This window comes from Chamaesiphon sp. (genome assembly GCF_041737865.1).
Taxonomy (GTDB): Bacteria; Cyanobacteriota; Cyanobacteriia; order Cyanobacteriales; family Chamaesiphonaceae; genus Chamaesiphon.
The window spans coordinates 13,848-27,858 of the sequence record NZ_JBGSQZ010000071.1; the positions used below are offsets into that span (position 1 = coordinate 13,848).

The window sequence follows — 14,011 nt, forward strand, 5'->3', positions numbered from 1 at the left end:
ACCCAACCTCACCGCCAAAATTTTCAACTGACGATCTCTATTTACCATAATGGGGTCGGATCGACTGGAATCGATTGTTTTGGGGTTGGTACGGCAATCGGCAGAGGTGATTTTTCAGGTACTGACCGATCGGGATCTCGATCGGTCGCTGAAGGGGATGGAGATGGATCTGGACGAGAGCGCGGTGGATAGATGCTCGAAGAGGGCAAGGGCGATGGTGAAGGCGAAGGAGTAGATATCGCTGGGGATGGTATTTCAATTTCGATCGGCGGCTCGGATGGTGTCGGAGTTTCTGAGGGGGTAGGTTCGGGCGAAGGTGAAGCTAAAGGAGGTGAGCGATCGACTCTGCGGCGTGGGACGATCGGTTTGGGGGAGACAATCGATTGAGTGGGACTTGGTTTTGGGGTGGGCTGGGGGGCTAACGGGACATCACAGCCAGTGACTTGGTTATTATAGACCCAGCCAGTCGATCGATCGGCCATCTCGATCTGGATAAAAGCATCTTGTGCGGCGAGGAATACTACTTTGGTGCCGCGCGGGATGTTGGCTTGAATTTTGGCATCGCGTTGGGGTTGCGATCGCACTCTGGTTGAGGGCAGATCGGTTGGGGTGGCGATCCGACACCGCTCGGACTGAAGATCTGTATTAAAATTTCGTTGATTTAGGAAGATATTGCTAAACACGGCAAAACTGCCGACTGCTGCCGAGATGGCGATAACTCCACCAATGACGGGGAGAAAACTCCGAGCTGGTGGCGTGGGATCGATCGTCGGCGATCCCGACAATGTAGTTCGAGTGACGCCAGGGGCAACAACGGTTGCTTGAGAGTCAAAACTATTAGCTTGCGGCTGCGTGATGCGCGTTTGGACATAGGTAGGAGCAATGCCTGTAGTCAGAGCCTGCACGGCTTGGAGAGCCTCTGTAGCCGTATGATAGCGATCTTTGAAGTGATAGCGCGTCATCTGCTGGAGAATGGCAATTAGCTGGGGGTTGGCGATGGTAAGATGTTCCCATTTGAGTTCGCCCGTGCGATCGTCTGCGGGCAAATCGTAGGGATTGACGCCTGTGAGAGCTTGAATCCCGATCGCCCCCAAGGCATACATATCGCTACTCGCACGCGGATTGCCAGAGGCTTGCTCGATCGGCATATAGCCAGGTGTGCCGATCGCTACCGTCATGGTATTTTGACCGTGTAGCATCTGCTGATTGCGGACTTGTTTGATCGCACCAAAGTCAATCAAAATCAGCCGCCGATCGCTACTGCGCCGCATGATATTATCCGGCTTGATATCGCGATGGATCACACCCTGAGAGTGGATAAAAATCAGAATTTCTAAAATCTCTTGGAGCAATTCGACGACTTGGGCTTCGTTCCACTTGGCACCATTTTTTAGCTCTGTCGAGAGGGGATGTCCGGGAACGTATTCCTGAACTAGATAAAATTCTTGTTGTTCTTCAAAATAGGCAAGTAAACGCGGAATTCGATCGTGATTGCCCAATTGCTGCAACACGATCGCTTCCTTCTCAAACAATTTGCGCGCGATATTTAGGAGAGATCGATCTGCACTGGCTGGTTTGAGATGTTTGAGCACACATTTAGGATTACCAGGTAGATGTAAGTCCTCGGTGATATAAGTTTGCCCAAATCCCCCGCTTCCCAAAACTTGGAGTACCCGATAGTGTCCCGCTAATAACTGACCGATCATTGAATAAACCTATGCTCAGATATCTCAACTTTACACTTTCTCTTGACTGATTGACGATACATCAAAGCTTTTAGTGTCACTAGCGATCGATTACTTCCTTCCTAGTGTCAAATTAGACATCTAGTGTAGGGGGTGAATGGTGAATGGTGAATGGTGGATGGCGAAAAGTGCGGGAACAGGGGCGCGAGAGCTTCTACGGGGGAAGCTGGTTGGGTTGGCAACCCAACCCCCCCACAAACGTCGCTTGTTTCCCAACTGGGCGGGTGACAAAGGCGAGACAAGTAGAGCACCTTTTCAAGACAGTGAATCATGATATCTATTTCTTGAGTGGGAAGGGATTGGCATCAGGATCGCCAGTGACACTAACGATCGACCGCTGTTAGATGCCTAACTTGCTCGATTGCCCAACTAGGGCAACCCCGCTCAGTTTTGACAATCTTCCGGTTAATTTCTTGCCCCAGTGCATTTTTTAACACTTCAGTGCGAATGACTCGATCGCCTTCTTGGAGATAAGTAATCAGTACTTTCATTGCTTTGAGCTTGAGCGATGCTTGCTGCTGTGCGAGTGTCAATTCATCTAGCTCCGCCGTGGTAGCTGGAGGCTCTACTAGGGGCACGGATGCTTTTGTCTGCGGCGAATTGGGCGGTTTTGGAAGTGGAGGATCGATGATATTAGTCCCACTCAATAGTTCGCCAATATGATAAATCCCTTCGATCCGATCGACATCCTCGGTATCTTCAGTATTGAAAGTATTCAAATATGCCTCCAGATCCAGTTCTTCTAGTTCTGGTAACTGAGCGATCCTGGGACGATGAATATCGATATTCTGCACACTTTCGCCCATCAGTGTTGCTGGCGGAACGATCGATCGTCCACCAGACAATCGTGCCGAAGGCGAAGGAACTTCAGTAGAAATCTGGCGATTCGAGCGTGGTTCGAGCGATCCTAATAGATCTGCCGAAGCTTGCAAGGCAGAAGGGGAGGACGAGCTATTGGCATCAGCTCCGGTGAATTTTGGCGATTTGGGATCGAGCCAGACGACATATTCTTCTGGATCGATCTGGATTTCTCCTCTAGCAGTAGTCAGGACAAAAGCTCCTTGTTTCGGCTGTAAATCGTCGATCGGATACCAATTACCTCTACTAAAAGTTAAGACATCAATTGCTGGACGGGGATTATTTAGTTGATAACGTCTGTTGTTCCACCAAATTTTCCACAGTTCGATCGCCTCAGTATAGTTTAATTTATAACCATCGGGTAGTTGATACTCATGGTGTTCGGTGAATTCAGGATGAGATGATTTTTGTCTGTTAATTAAGCCCAAATCTATTAAATCTTCAATAATAATCTCTCTATAGCTAGAATTATTACTAACTAAAACTTTCCGCTGCCACTTATTTACTTGCTTACTGATACCGATTAATTTACCATCTCGATCGCTCAAGCGGATTGAGGTTTCCGTATATTCTAATTTTAAATTTTGGCTGGAGATAGAATGCTTTTGCCCCCTAGCAAAATATCCAACGATCGCTAATTCTTCAGCCGTAAAATTGAGTAGTCGCTCTGCAATTGAATCGGCTGAATCCGATGTCTTGTATTGATGCAACCTCTCCCGTGGAGAAACGCCATCGAGTCTATTATTCGTTTCTGTCATAGGTTTACACCAACCAATCTCTAGCTATATGGTATTTTTGAAGACAATCTTAATTATCGATCTATAGTAGCTACTATTTTGATATAGTAATTAATCATTGCATCTTTGTTCCCCAATTCTAGCCATCCAAATTTGCGATCGGGCAGTGGGTTGGTCAACTTTGAGCATTTTGACTTAGCTAAAATGTGCAACGATGGTAGCCGAGCAATTGCTTGGATAATACGCAAATACTATTAATGCACCAATCTGTGGGTGCCCCAAGATCTACGTTAATTACTCACATTTTCAGACTGATACAAGATATGAGGAGATCTAAGTCGATCCTACTCCCTTCCCACTCAAGAAATAGACCATTCACCATTCACCATTCACCAGATGTCTAGCTTGGGTTCGTTCCATGGTCGGGAAACCCGACCGGACGAACTCCGCAATTTGACACTGGGAAAGGAGTAGTTAACAAGTATCTGGCGATTGTCTGCAACTTTCAGCCTGAAAGGAGTTCAACCCTGTTATACTAGAAAGGCTGTGCCTCAATATATACTCCTATGGCAGTTCCAAAGAAGAAAACGTCCAAATCCAAACGTGACAAACGCCGTGCAACTTGGGTAAATAAAGCCGCTATCCAAGCCAAAAAAGCACTCTCATTAGGTAAATCCGTACTTACCGGACGCTCTACCAGCTTTGTCTATCCTCAAGCTGACGAAGAAGAAGCTGCTGAATAAGATCGATTTAAGGAGGGCTAACAATTTACGCACTCATCTGATGTCGATATTAGTAGCCCATCAAACATCCAGGAGACTCCCGCTTACTGTCTAGCAGAAGCGGTGAGCGGAATGGAGTATGGAGGCTAGCTAAAAATCAGTCAAGCTTGTTACCTCGAAGGCAATATCTATCCAGATCCCACTGAGCATATTCGATCGATTATTTACCTAAATTGACGATCGAATTCAAAGGGTATAGAGTTTAGATATCCATCCCCCTGAATCGACAGCCGATTATAGTAACCGCCAGATAAATGGATAGCGATAAGGCTCGTTAGGATTATTTAAAACTGCTAAAATCCCAAAAATTGGTGGTACTAAGTGAAACAAGAAAAAGGCGATCCCAATTACCCAAGCTAGGGGAATCGTAAAAATTAGCAGAGTAAAAAAAGTTCCGAGTCCGGCAGAGATAGCTCCATACAGCCAAATATTAAAGTGATAGTTGAGTGTTTCTTTGGCAGTTGCCTTGATAACTGGGTCATCAAATAGCAGCAGAATTGCTAAGGGAATTGCGGAGGTAAATAGCAGTGAACCTAAAAAAATCGAGCCGTGACATAACAAAGAAAATAACTTGCGTTTGCCACTACTACTGCGATCGCCAGTATCAACCATTTTAAATCCTCGAAGATAACTTAAACTAAGAACTGTATACATTAACTCTAGCATAGCTGCCAGAGTGAGAGGACGTTTTGACTGGGTGGAAATCCGCAATTAAAACAGCGGGAACATGTACATCTAATTAACTTTCATACAATCATAGGAACCGATCGATAGCTGCGATCCCACACCACCTGTACATGGCTCCAAAATCCGGTGCAAGTCATCCTTACGGATACGAACGATTTGGCTTTACATTTCTGCTAGTCGGGCAACTTTGGCTACATTTGCTACAGGGTAAAACTTGCTGGCACAAAATCTCCGAACATTTGTTCAAAACTGGCCCCGCATCAATGATTCCAGTGCTATTGGTGAATATCTTGGCGGGGATGATTTTTACGATCCAAGCCGCCAGACAGTTGGAGTCACTGGGAGCGATTAATTCTGTTGGCGGAGTATTTGCGATCGCCTTTTGTCGAGAACTCGCCCCAATTCTAACGGCTAGTGTCATCGCTGGACAAGTTGGCTCGGCATTTGCCGCAGAAATAGGCTCGATGAAAGTCACCGAACAAATTGATGCACTATACACACTCAGAACCGATCCGATCGATTATCTGATTTTGCCACGGGTACTCGCCTGTTGCGTGACGGTGCCGATTTTAATTATTTTAGGTTTAGTCTGCGGTATTCTCAGCGGTATCTTCACAACAGCTCAATTCTATCAATTGCCACCTCTGGTATTCATTGAGTCAGTCAGAAGTTTTTTAAAGCCTACCGATATCGTCAATCTAGGCTGTAAAGGTGTCCTGTTTGGGGCGGCGATTGGGGCGATTGGGTGTGGCTGGGGGATGACAACTTATGGCGGTGTCAAGCAAGTTGGCGAGTCAGCAACAGCGGCTGTTGTCGTCGCGGGGATTGCCATTTTTGCGATCGATCTAGCAGTCTCTTTATTATTTGGCGATCTGCCTTCGGGTAAGCCTAATTGAGATTTGGTCAGTATGATTGGAATAAGAATGTCCCTACCAGTGCAACTAATGAGGACATTCAATTAAGGGATTAGCCGATCGAAGTGAGCCAATGATTAAAACCAGATATAATCAAAGATTGAAGCCCGCTAACGGAATCTCGCCTCATGTCCACCGAACTCCAAACCCAACTCCAAACCGAACTCGAAATTGCCGTCGAACATCGGCGTAATTTCGCGATCATTTCGCACCCTGACGCGGGGAAAACTACCCTGACAGAGAAACTCTTGCTGTACGGGGGTGCAATTCATGAAGCGGGTGCGGTGAAAGCCAGACGCGATCAGCGCAAGGCGACTTCCGACTGGATGGAGATGGAAAAACAACGGGGAATTTCGATTACCTCGACGGTGTTGCAGTTTGAGTATCAGGGTTTTCAGGTAAATCTGTTGGATACACCCGGACACCAAGATTTTAGTGAAGATACTTATCGGACGCTAGCTGCGGCTGATAATGCGGTAATGCTGATCGATGCGGCAAAGGGCTTGGAGCCACAAACGCGCAAGTTATTTGAAGTGTGTAAAATGCGGGAGCTGCCGATTTTCACGTTTGTAAATAAACTCGATCGACCTGGACGCGAACCGTTAGACTTATTAGATGAGATCGAGCAGGAATTGGGCTTACAAACCTATGCGGTAAATTGGCCGATCGGTACCGGAGATCGGTTTAAAGGTGTGTTCGATCGATATCAGCGCAAAGTTCATCTATTTGAACGGACGGCGCATGGTAAGAAGGAAGCGACCGATACGGTAATGGATCTAGACGATCCGCGCCTGAAAGAGTTATTGGACAAAGAATTATTCGAGCAACTGCACAGCGATTTGGAACTGCTCGATGGGGTGGCTTCGGAGTTAGATTTAGAAGCGATTCATGCTGGTTATATGACTCCGGTATTCTTCGGAAGTGCAATGACCAATTTTGGGGTCGAGTTGTTTTTACACTATTTTTTGGAATACGCCCTCAAGCCAGGAAATCGTAATTCTAATATCGGTACGATCGATCCGAGTTATCCAGAATTCTCCGGTTTCGTATTTAAACTTCAAGCCAATATGGACCCCAAACATCGCGATCGAGTGGCGTTTATTCGGGTTTGTACTGGTAAGTTTGAAAAGGATATGACCGTCAGCCACGCCCGCACAGGTAAAACCGTCCGACTATCCCGCCCCCAGAAACTATTCGCTCAAGATCGGGAATCGATCGAAGAAGCATATCCAGGCGATGTAATTGGTTTAAATAATCCTGGTGTCTTCGCGATCGGCGATACCATCTACACAGGGATGAAAAAGCTCGAATACGAAGGAATTCCCTGCTTTTCACCCGAATTATTCTCCTTCCTTCGCAATCCCAACCCCTCGAAGTTTAAACAGTTCCAAAAAGGGGTCAAAGAGCTACAAGAAGAAGGCGCAGTCCAGATTATGTATTCAGCAGATGAATCGAAACGCGACCCAATTTTAGCAGCAGTGGGACAGTTGCAATTTGAAGTTGTCCAGTTTCGGATGAAGAATGAATATGGTGTGGAAACGACACTCGAACCGATCGGTTATTCGGTAGCACGATGGGTACTCAATGGTTGGGATGCCCTGGATAAAGTAGGACGATTATTTAATACAATCACCATCAAAGATCTCTGGAATCGTCCGGTGTTGTTATTCAAGAATGAATGGAACGTCAATCAGTTATTAGAAGATCATCCTAGTCTGAAGTTGAGTGCGATCGCACCCATTACGATCGGGTCTTTATCGGTGGGCTAGGTTGAATTTAGGCGGGGATAATTGGCTTGCTTCGTTTGAGAACGCCCTCGAATGAATTCGGGGCTAGGAGCGAAAGTCCATTGAAGTGGACTGATTGCGATCCAGAAGTTCTCTAAAGAGAACTTTTGCTATTAGCCCGAACTTTTAGTTCAGGGCGGTGCTGGAACGGAGCCATAAATTATCGATTGAGTCAACTATTCATGACATCTTCCAATCGTTTAATATATCCAAGTGTTTTAAAGACTGAGGAATAACTTCTATCTGATTATTATGAAGACTCAGATGTCGGAGGTTCGTAAGTTTACTAATGGATTCAGGGATAACCTTAACCTGATTATGAGCGAGATTGAGATGTTGGAGATTAGTAAGATGACAAATTGATTCAGGAATTATCTCAATCTGATTACTATAAAGACAGAGCTTTTTCAGATTAGTGAGTTGACAAATCGACTCAGGAATAACCTTAATCTGATTACCAAGGAGATCGAGTTCTTGGAGATTAGTGAGTTGACAAATCGACTCAGGAATGACCTCAATCTCATTACCACCGAGAAGTAGTTTTTCTAAATTAGTGAGTTGACTAATTGAATCAGGAATAGCTGATATCCTATAATTATCGCTAAGAGATAGGTGTTTGAGACTGGTCAGTTTTAAAACGGATTCAGGAAATATCTCTATACAGTTTTCATCAAGTTCGAGTACTTGAAGATTTGTAATTTGCTCGATTGAGTTAGGAATAATTGTTATCTCATTACCAGTGAGATCTAGTGCTTGAAGTTTGGATAGTCGCTCAATCGATCTTGGGAATTGCGTTAATAGATTACAATATAGTGACAGTGATTTTAGATTCTTCATGCTTCCTATTTCTACTGGCAAATCAGTAAGTTTATTTCCTAACGGTTCATTTGATATTCTCTCGTCGTATTTTCCTAAGACCAATCGCTTTAAATTTACCAAACTCCCAATCTCTGGCGGCAAAACATCCAGATCTAATCCTGCGAGATCTAGCTCTTCCCACCTCCAAAACCGCGCTCGTGCGATTAAATCCAGCAATTCCCGCTCAGTCACGATCTCATCCCACTATGACAACAACTCTAGCGTACCCAACTCAATGCTAATATGGTTGCTAGTCTCGATCGATCGTCTGTTGAGGAGTTTTGCCCAAACGATGTGCGATTAAAGGACTCTTGCGAATTTCGGCATCAACGTAGGCGGTTAATTCATCAAGTTGAAAATTAAGCAGATCGAACTGACGACAAAGTGCCTTTAGTTCTCGGACAGTTTTCTTGACTTTTTCAGGATCTGGGATGGGTTTATTATTCATGAGATATTTTAATCGATTATTGCTTCTTTAATGGGGATCTCCTGGGTTTATGGGGGAAATGTAGCGATAGCGGAATTTTCCCCTAGTCTTAATTTCAATATTTTGTGATTGAATTGGTGAAGGTTTGACCACTAATGGTGAGATAATTTAGTAATTTAATTGCCCAAACTGGTTCGGCAGCAAGGGATATAGCCATGTAAAGCGTAGTGATAAGGTTGGCTTATTAAAATTAGCTACGCCAATTCCAATCAGCCAACCTTATCACCATAAACCCAGGAGAGCCGATCGAGTATACCCAGCTAGATGCTAATGTGGTTGCAAGTCATGACTGATGATATACTTTGAGTATCCTATGCTCGATCGATTAGCATGAAATCTCAAATTGGTCGTTGGGGAAATTCTTTGGCTATCCGAATTCCTAAATATATTGCAGATGAATTGGCTCTGGGTGTCAATGATGAAGTTGATTGTCGGTTGGAAAAAGGTCAACTGATTGTCGAGCCAGTCCAGAAAATGCCTAAATACACGCTAGCGGAACTCCTCAGCCAAGAACTAGAGCCAGAGCCAGAGCTTGATTGGGGTAAACCTAGTGGTGCTGAGGAATGGTAGATTACATCCCCGCGCGTGGAGACTTGATCTGGCTGAATTTTGACCCGCAATCTGGACACGAACAGATGGGTAAGCGTCCCGCACTAGTAGTCAGCCACACCGAATTTAACCAGCACAGGGGTTTTATTTTGGTTTGTCCGATTAGCAATACCAAGCGGAAAAATCCGTTCTACGTCAATATTCCTGATGGTGAAGCCGTAACTGGTGTCTTGATGGCAGACCAATTGCGATCGTTAGATTATAAATCTAGAGGAGCCGAACTAATTGGGACTTGTCCTAAAGACTTATTGATGGAAGTTCTTGGTAGAATTTACCCAATTATGTTTTAAATCAGGCGATCTCATTCCACCATCACAATAACTGTAGAGCGTCATCAATACCCAAAAACCATCTGAAATCTTTATCTACAATAGATCTAAAACCCCAACCCAATGAGCAAAACTGTATTAATTACCGGAGCATCCACAGGGATCGGACGAGCTACAGCCCAACTATTTCAACAACAAGGCTGGAACGTAGTCGCGACGATGCGCGATCTGGAGCGATCTACCGAACTCGCCAACCTGCCGAATGTATTGTGTTTGCCATTGGACGTTACACAGGTGGAGACAATTCAGACAGCACTAGACTTGGCGATCGCTAAATTCGGGACGATCGATGTCATCGTCAACAATGCTGGATATGGTCTGATTGGTGCCTTTGAAGCCTGTGACTTGGCAGATATTCGCGGTCAGTTTGAAACTAATGTATTTGGGCTAATGGAAGTCACCCGCGCCATTTTGCCGCATTTTCGCCTTCGTCAGCAAGGGATTGTAGTCAATGTGTCATCGATCGGTGGACGACTAACATTTCCACTGTACAGTCCCTACCACGCCACAAAATGGGCGGTAGATGGCTTTTCGGAATCATTACAATACGAACTACGCGAGTTTAATATCAAGGTCAAAATCATTGAACCTGGAGCAATTAAAACTGATTTCTACAGTCGATCGATGACAGTTGCCAAAAAAGCTGGATTGACTGCCTATGATGGTTACATCAAGCAGACTTTACCAAAAATGGATCGAGCTGGTGCGGAGGGTTCTCCCCCAGAAGTAACTGCACGAGTCATCTATCAAGCAGCAACTGATGGTAGCTGGAAGTTGCGTTATCCGGCTGGGGGTAATGCCAGTTTCCTACTGGTTTTGCGAAAGTTGTTACCAGAGGCTTGGTTTATTGGTCTGATTCGGCGAGGGATGGAGAGTTGAGTCGATCGTGTAGGTACCCGCAAAATACTGTTCGGTAGTAACTATTTAGCTGGCACTCTTATCATATATTTAAACTAAAATAGTTATTTAAAATTCAAATATAGTTATGGAAATCCCCGATATTGTTCGCCAATTATTTGCAGCCAAGCAAGAAAAAGGTTTGAGCTTTGCAGACTTAGAAAAAATCTTAAATCGAGATGAGGTCTGGATTGCCGCCGTATTGTATCGACAAGCTACTACGTCTGAAGATGAAGCGAAATTGTTAGTTGCAGCTTTGGGACTAGATAGTAGTTATGTCAGCTATTTGACTGAATATCCGATTAAAGGTTTAGGGCCGATCGTCCCGACAGATCCGTTTGTTTATCGTTTCTATGAAATTATCCAGGTGTATGGACTACCACTCAAGAGTGTCGTTCAGGAAAAGTTTGGTGATGGAATTATGAGCGCGATCGATTTTACGATGGATGTCGAAAAGGAAGTCGATCCCAAAGGAGATCGAGTCAATATTACGATGTCTGGTAAGTTTCTAGCTTATAAAAAGTGGTAACAGTCCTTGTTTGTAGCGTAGCTGATTTGAAGATCTAAATCTAAGAGGCTGTTTAACAGGTTATTTTTAATCTACGTGGTTAATAGATCCCCCTACTCCCTTCCCAGTGTCAAATTGCGGAGTTCGTCCCGCCTTTGTTTCCCACTGGGCACTGGTCGGGACACCCGCCCAGTTGGGAGAAATAACCAGTTGACCATGGAACGAACCCAAGCTAGACGTTTAGCGTAGGGGGTGGATGGTGAATCATGGTGTCTATTTCTTGAGTGGGAAGGGAGTAACTAACCTCCCTTCAAAAGGGGGGCTAAGAGTCGCTTTCAAGCAAATATTGCTTGAAAGCAGAAAGCACAGAATTTTTTAAGTATTTTGGACAGATTTAGCACCAACTTACTGGGTATATTAGGGCTGTGTAGCATTGGGTTAACAAAGCTGTGAAAAGCGTGTATGTTTTGTGGTCATTGGTGACTGGGATGGGTTTGTTTGGGGTTCAGACTTTTGGAAATCCTTTTAGCGATCGGGTGCAGTATCGAGTTGAATATAGTGGCAAGGCAGGGAGTACGCTGTGGGGTAGTTATACGATGACCGAACACAATCGTGCGCGAAGTAGTACGACAGAACAGGCGATTGGCAAGCTACCACTGACGATTAATTTTACGACTAGTAAAAATATCACAATCTCGGCAAATGGTTCTACCACAAGCCGAGAGCCAATTACCATCAAAATTTATAAGCATGGTTCGGAGTGTAGTAATTCAGATCGAACCGATCGAGCGGGGGTAACTGATACAGTTGTCTGTAGATAGGCGATCCTCAGCTCATTTTCATGTAGGGTGTGTTAGGCTTCAGCCGTAACGCACCAGGATATCAGACTAAACTATTTGAGGCGTGCTGAGAATTTGTTAGTTAGCACGCCTCAAACGTCGAATATGGCAGACTAGTAGGGTAGGATTTACTAGCCCTTTAAAGATGATTACTAACTATATTGCTACAATCCTCCGTGGAGGTAATCCTGGAGATGACGTGACTGTCAGAGGATGGATTCGGAGTAAGCGGGAAGCCAAAGAATTTGCCTTTGTCGATATCAATGATGGTTCCTGCATGGCAAACATTCAGGTAGTAATCGATAAAGATGTCCCCGACTATGCAACTATCCTCAAACAAATTAACACGGGTGCCTCGATCGAGATCGTCGGCACATTAGTAGAGTCTCCCGCCAAAGGACAGCGGATAGAAGTCAAAGCCAGTCAAGCTAAAGTTTACGGCGAAGCAGATCCCGAAACCTATCCCCTCCAAAAGAAACGCCACTCCTTTGAATTTTTGCGCGATATCGGGCACTTGCGATCGCGAACAAATACCCTCAGCGCGGTGTTTAGAGTGCGAAATGCCTGTGCGACAGCGATTCATCAGTTCTTCCAAGAGCGCGGTTTTCTGTGGGTACATACGCCGATTATTAGTGCTAGTGACTGCGAGGGTGCGGGTGAGATGTTCAATGTCACCACCCTCAATCTCAAAAATGTCCCCATGACTCCCGAACAGGAGATCGACTACAGCCAAGATTTCTTTGGCAAGGCGGCATATTTGACCGTTAGCGGGCAATTGGAAGCCGAAGTGATGGCGATGGCATTTAGCAATGTTTACACCTTTGGGCCGACTTTTCGCGCCGAAAATTCTAATACCTCTCGTCACCTCGCCGAGTTCTGGATGATCGAACCAGAGATGGCATTTTGTGACCTGTTAGAAGATATGGATCTTGCCGAAACATTTCTCCAATATATATTTAAATATGTGATGGAAAATTGTCAAGCAGATATGGAATTTTTCAACGATCGAATTGACAAATCTGTCTTGGCAACTGCTGAGAATATCATTAATAATCAATTTGAACGTCTGACATATACTAATGCGATCGCCCTACTCGAAAAATCGGGACAGCAGTTTGAATATCCCGTTAGTTGGGGACTAGATCTCCAATCCGAACACGAACGGTATTTAGCCGAAGAAGTTTTTAAAAAACCAGTTATCCTCACCGACTACCCAGTCGAAATCAAAGCCTTCTATATGCGGCTCAATGACGATGGTAAAACCGTTGCGGCAATGGATATTTTGGCTCCCAAAATCGGTGAAATCATTGGTGGCTCCCAGCGGGAAGAACGCCTTGACGTCCTCGAACGGCGGCTAATTGCTCAGGGACTAAATCCCGCTGATTATTGGTGGTATCTAGATTTGCGTCGCTATGGCACTGTTCCTCATGCTGGCTTCGGTTTGGGGTTTGAACGATTGGTGCAATTTATGACTGGGATGAACAATATCCGCGATGTGATTCCTTTCCCCCGCGCACCATTAACTGTCGAATTTTAGGAGCGATCGATCTATGCTGGGGTGTGATGGCGGACATTCGCGATCGAGCGGTACAATCGGGATTGGTTTACCCCACCCCAACCCTCCCCTTATAAAGGGGAGGCAGGGTGGTTTCATACAAGGGAAGAATAATCACAGGAGGAAAATGAGGATAGACTAAATTACATAGCAAAGGAAAGTAGTCTAAATGCTCCTCATAGAACAATTAAAGCAAATACCAGACCATCGTGACATCAAAGGTAAAAAATATTCATTATGGGTTGTGTTGTTTATGAGTTTAATGGGTAGCTTATGCAGATACATTGGATATAGACCACTGGCTGATTTTGCCAAATTACATCAAGCGCAGTTAGAAGAACTACTAGAATTACCAGCAGCAAAATCGACACCATCACACTCGACATTTCGACGGATATTGATAGCAGTAGAGCCTTCAG

Annotated in this window: 16 protein-coding genes; 11 read left to right on the plus strand and 5 right to left on the minus strand. The window is 44.9% G+C overall.

Annotated elements, in window-relative coordinates:
- Positions 1–41 precede the first annotated feature (41 nt).
- Positions 42–1,706 carry a protein kinase gene (locus tag ACEW9J_RS05230; protein ID WP_373544082.1) on the minus strand — a complete coding sequence of 555 codons (1,665 nt, stop codon included), beginning with the start codon at positions 1,704–1,706 and terminating at the stop codon, positions 42–44.
- Between the two features lie 143 nt (positions 1,707–1,849).
- Here ACEW9J_RS05230 and ACEW9J_RS05235 point away from each other — a divergent pair, with 143 nt between their 5' ends.
- Complete coding sequence (locus ACEW9J_RS05235) at positions 1,850–2,089, plus strand: hypothetical protein (RefSeq protein ID WP_373544083.1); 240 nt, start codon at positions 1,850–1,852, stop codon at positions 2,087–2,089.
- Here the strand turns inward: ACEW9J_RS05235 and ACEW9J_RS05240 are convergent.
- Positions 2,069–3,361, minus strand: coding sequence for a hypothetical protein (locus ACEW9J_RS05240; RefSeq protein WP_373544084.1), 1,293 nt, complete (start codon positions 3,359–3,361; stop codon positions 2,069–2,071). The two genes, ACEW9J_RS05235 and ACEW9J_RS05240, sit on opposite strands and share 21 nt — an antisense overlap.
- A 545-nt stretch (positions 3,362–3,906) precedes the next feature.
- Between ACEW9J_RS05240 and rpmF the strand changes: the two genes are divergently transcribed.
- Positions 3,907–4,083 (plus strand): 50S ribosomal protein L32, encoded by a 177-nt coding sequence (rpmF, locus tag ACEW9J_RS05245; protein ID WP_373544085.1) that lies wholly within the window; start codon positions 3,907–3,909, stop codon positions 4,081–4,083.
- Between the two features lie 273 nt (positions 4,084–4,356).
- Here the strand turns inward: rpmF and ACEW9J_RS05250 are convergent, their stop codons facing one another.
- The gene (locus ACEW9J_RS05250; RefSeq protein WP_373544086.1) at positions 4,357–4,734 is read right to left on the minus strand and encodes a DUF4870 domain-containing protein; all 378 of its coding nucleotides are present in this window, start codon (positions 4,732–4,734) and stop codon (positions 4,357–4,359) included.
- A 185-nt stretch (positions 4,735–4,919) separates the two neighbouring features.
- Here ACEW9J_RS05250 and ACEW9J_RS05255 point away from each other — a divergent pair, with 185 nt between their 5' ends.
- Positions 4,920–5,705 (plus strand): MlaE family ABC transporter permease, encoded by a 786-nt coding sequence (locus tag ACEW9J_RS05255; protein WP_373544087.1) that lies wholly within the window; start codon positions 4,920–4,922, stop codon positions 5,703–5,705.
- Positions 5,706–5,851: 146 nt separating this feature from the next.
- A complete protein-coding gene (gene prfC, locus ACEW9J_RS05260) occupies positions 5,852–7,492 on the plus strand; it encodes a peptide chain release factor 3 (protein ID WP_373544088.1) in 1,641 nt (546 codons plus the stop codon).
- A 198-nt stretch (positions 7,493–7,690) separates the two neighbouring features.
- On the opposite strand, the gene ACEW9J_RS05265 is transcribed toward prfC, so the two are convergent.
- Together ACEW9J_RS05265 and ACEW9J_RS05270 are read right to left on the minus strand one after the other, a co-directional pair.
- Positions 7,691–8,560, minus strand: a complete 870-nt coding sequence (locus ACEW9J_RS05265) for a leucine-rich repeat domain-containing protein (RefSeq protein WP_373544089.1) — start codon at positions 8,558–8,560, stop codon at positions 7,691–7,693.
- 58 nt (positions 8,561–8,618) lie between these two features.
- Complete coding sequence (locus tag ACEW9J_RS05270) at positions 8,619–8,816, minus strand: hypothetical protein (RefSeq protein ID WP_373544090.1); 198 nt, start codon at positions 8,814–8,816, stop codon at positions 8,619–8,621.
- A 369-nt stretch (positions 8,817–9,185) separates the two neighbouring features.
- Between ACEW9J_RS05270 and ACEW9J_RS05275 the strand changes: the two genes are divergently transcribed.
- From ACEW9J_RS05275 to ACEW9J_RS05305, 7 genes are all read left to right on the plus strand, one after another.
- Positions 9,186–9,425 (plus strand): AbrB/MazE/SpoVT family DNA-binding domain-containing protein, encoded by a 240-nt coding sequence (locus ACEW9J_RS05275; RefSeq protein ID WP_373544091.1) that lies wholly within the window; start codon positions 9,186–9,188, stop codon positions 9,423–9,425.
- A complete protein-coding gene (locus ACEW9J_RS05280) occupies positions 9,419–9,754 on the plus strand; it encodes a type II toxin-antitoxin system PemK/MazF family toxin (RefSeq protein WP_373544092.1) in 336 nt (111 codons plus the stop codon). The genes ACEW9J_RS05275 and ACEW9J_RS05280 overlap by 7 nt, the downstream gene beginning before the upstream one ends.
- 102 nt (positions 9,755–9,856) lie before the next feature.
- On the plus strand, positions 9,857–10,672 hold the full coding sequence (locus tag ACEW9J_RS05285; RefSeq protein ID WP_373544093.1) for an SDR family oxidoreductase: 816 nt from the start codon (positions 9,857–9,859) through the stop codon (positions 10,670–10,672).
- A 106-nt stretch (positions 10,673–10,778) separates the two neighbouring features.
- On the plus strand, positions 10,779–11,219 hold the full coding sequence (cynS, locus tag ACEW9J_RS05290) for a cyanase (RefSeq protein ID WP_373544094.1): 441 nt from the start codon (positions 10,779–10,781) through the stop codon (positions 11,217–11,219).
- A gap of 428 nt (positions 11,220–11,647) precedes the next feature.
- On the plus strand, positions 11,648–12,019 hold the full coding sequence (locus ACEW9J_RS05295; RefSeq protein ID WP_373544095.1) for a hypothetical protein: 372 nt from the start codon (positions 11,648–11,650) through the stop codon (positions 12,017–12,019).
- 163 nt (positions 12,020–12,182) lie between these two features.
- Positions 12,183–13,574: an asparagine--tRNA ligase gene (asnS, locus tag ACEW9J_RS05300; RefSeq protein WP_373544096.1), complete on the plus strand. Its 1,392-nt coding sequence runs from the start codon at positions 12,183–12,185 to the stop codon at positions 13,572–13,574.
- Between the two features lie 187 nt (positions 13,575–13,761).
- A partial coding sequence (locus ACEW9J_RS05305) for a transposase family protein (protein ID WP_373544097.1) occupies positions 13,762–14,011 on the plus strand: 250 nt, incomplete at its 3' end.

Excerpts from the sequence above, each read along its gene's own strand:
- ACEW9J_RS05230 (WP_373544082.1), bottom strand. The coding sequence starts at position 1,706 with ATGATCGGTCAGTTATTAGCGGGACACTATCGGGTACTCCAAGTTTTG.
- ACEW9J_RS05275 (WP_373544091.1), top strand. The coding sequence starts at position 9,186 with ATGAAATCTCAAATTGGTCGTTGGGGAAATTCTTTGGCTATCCGAATT.
- asnS (WP_373544096.1), top strand. The coding sequence starts at position 12,183 with ATGATTACTAACTATATTGCTACAATCCTCCGTGGAGGTAATCCTGGA.
- cynS (WP_373544094.1), top strand. The coding sequence starts at position 10,779 with ATGGAAATCCCCGATATTGTTCGCCAATTATTTGCAGCCAAGCAAGAA.
- ACEW9J_RS05250 (WP_373544086.1), bottom strand. The coding sequence starts at position 4,734 with ATGGTTGATACTGGCGATCGCAGTAGTAGTGGCAAACGCAAGTTATTT.
- ACEW9J_RS05240 (WP_373544084.1), bottom strand. The coding sequence starts at position 3,361 with ATGACAGAAACGAATAATAGACTCGATGGCGTTTCTCCACGGGAGAGG.
- ACEW9J_RS05285 (WP_373544093.1), top strand. The coding sequence starts at position 9,857 with ATGAGCAAAACTGTATTAATTACCGGAGCATCCACAGGGATCGGACGA.
- ACEW9J_RS05280 (WP_373544092.1), top strand. The coding sequence starts at position 9,419 with ATGGTAGATTACATCCCCGCGCGTGGAGACTTGATCTGGCTGAATTTT.
- ACEW9J_RS05255 (WP_373544087.1), top strand. The coding sequence starts at position 4,920 with ATGGCTCCAAAATCCGGTGCAAGTCATCCTTACGGATACGAACGATTT.
- rpmF (WP_373544085.1), top strand. The coding sequence starts at position 3,907 with ATGGCAGTTCCAAAGAAGAAAACGTCCAAATCCAAACGTGACAAACGC.
- ACEW9J_RS05270 (WP_373544090.1), bottom strand. The coding sequence starts at position 8,816 with ATGAATAATAAACCCATCCCAGATCCTGAAAAAGTCAAGAAAACTGTC.
- prfC (WP_373544088.1), top strand. The coding sequence starts at position 5,852 with ATGTCCACCGAACTCCAAACCCAACTCCAAACCGAACTCGAAATTGCC.
- ACEW9J_RS05235 (WP_373544083.1), top strand. The coding sequence starts at position 1,850 with ATGGTGAATGGTGGATGGCGAAAAGTGCGGGAACAGGGGCGCGAGAGC.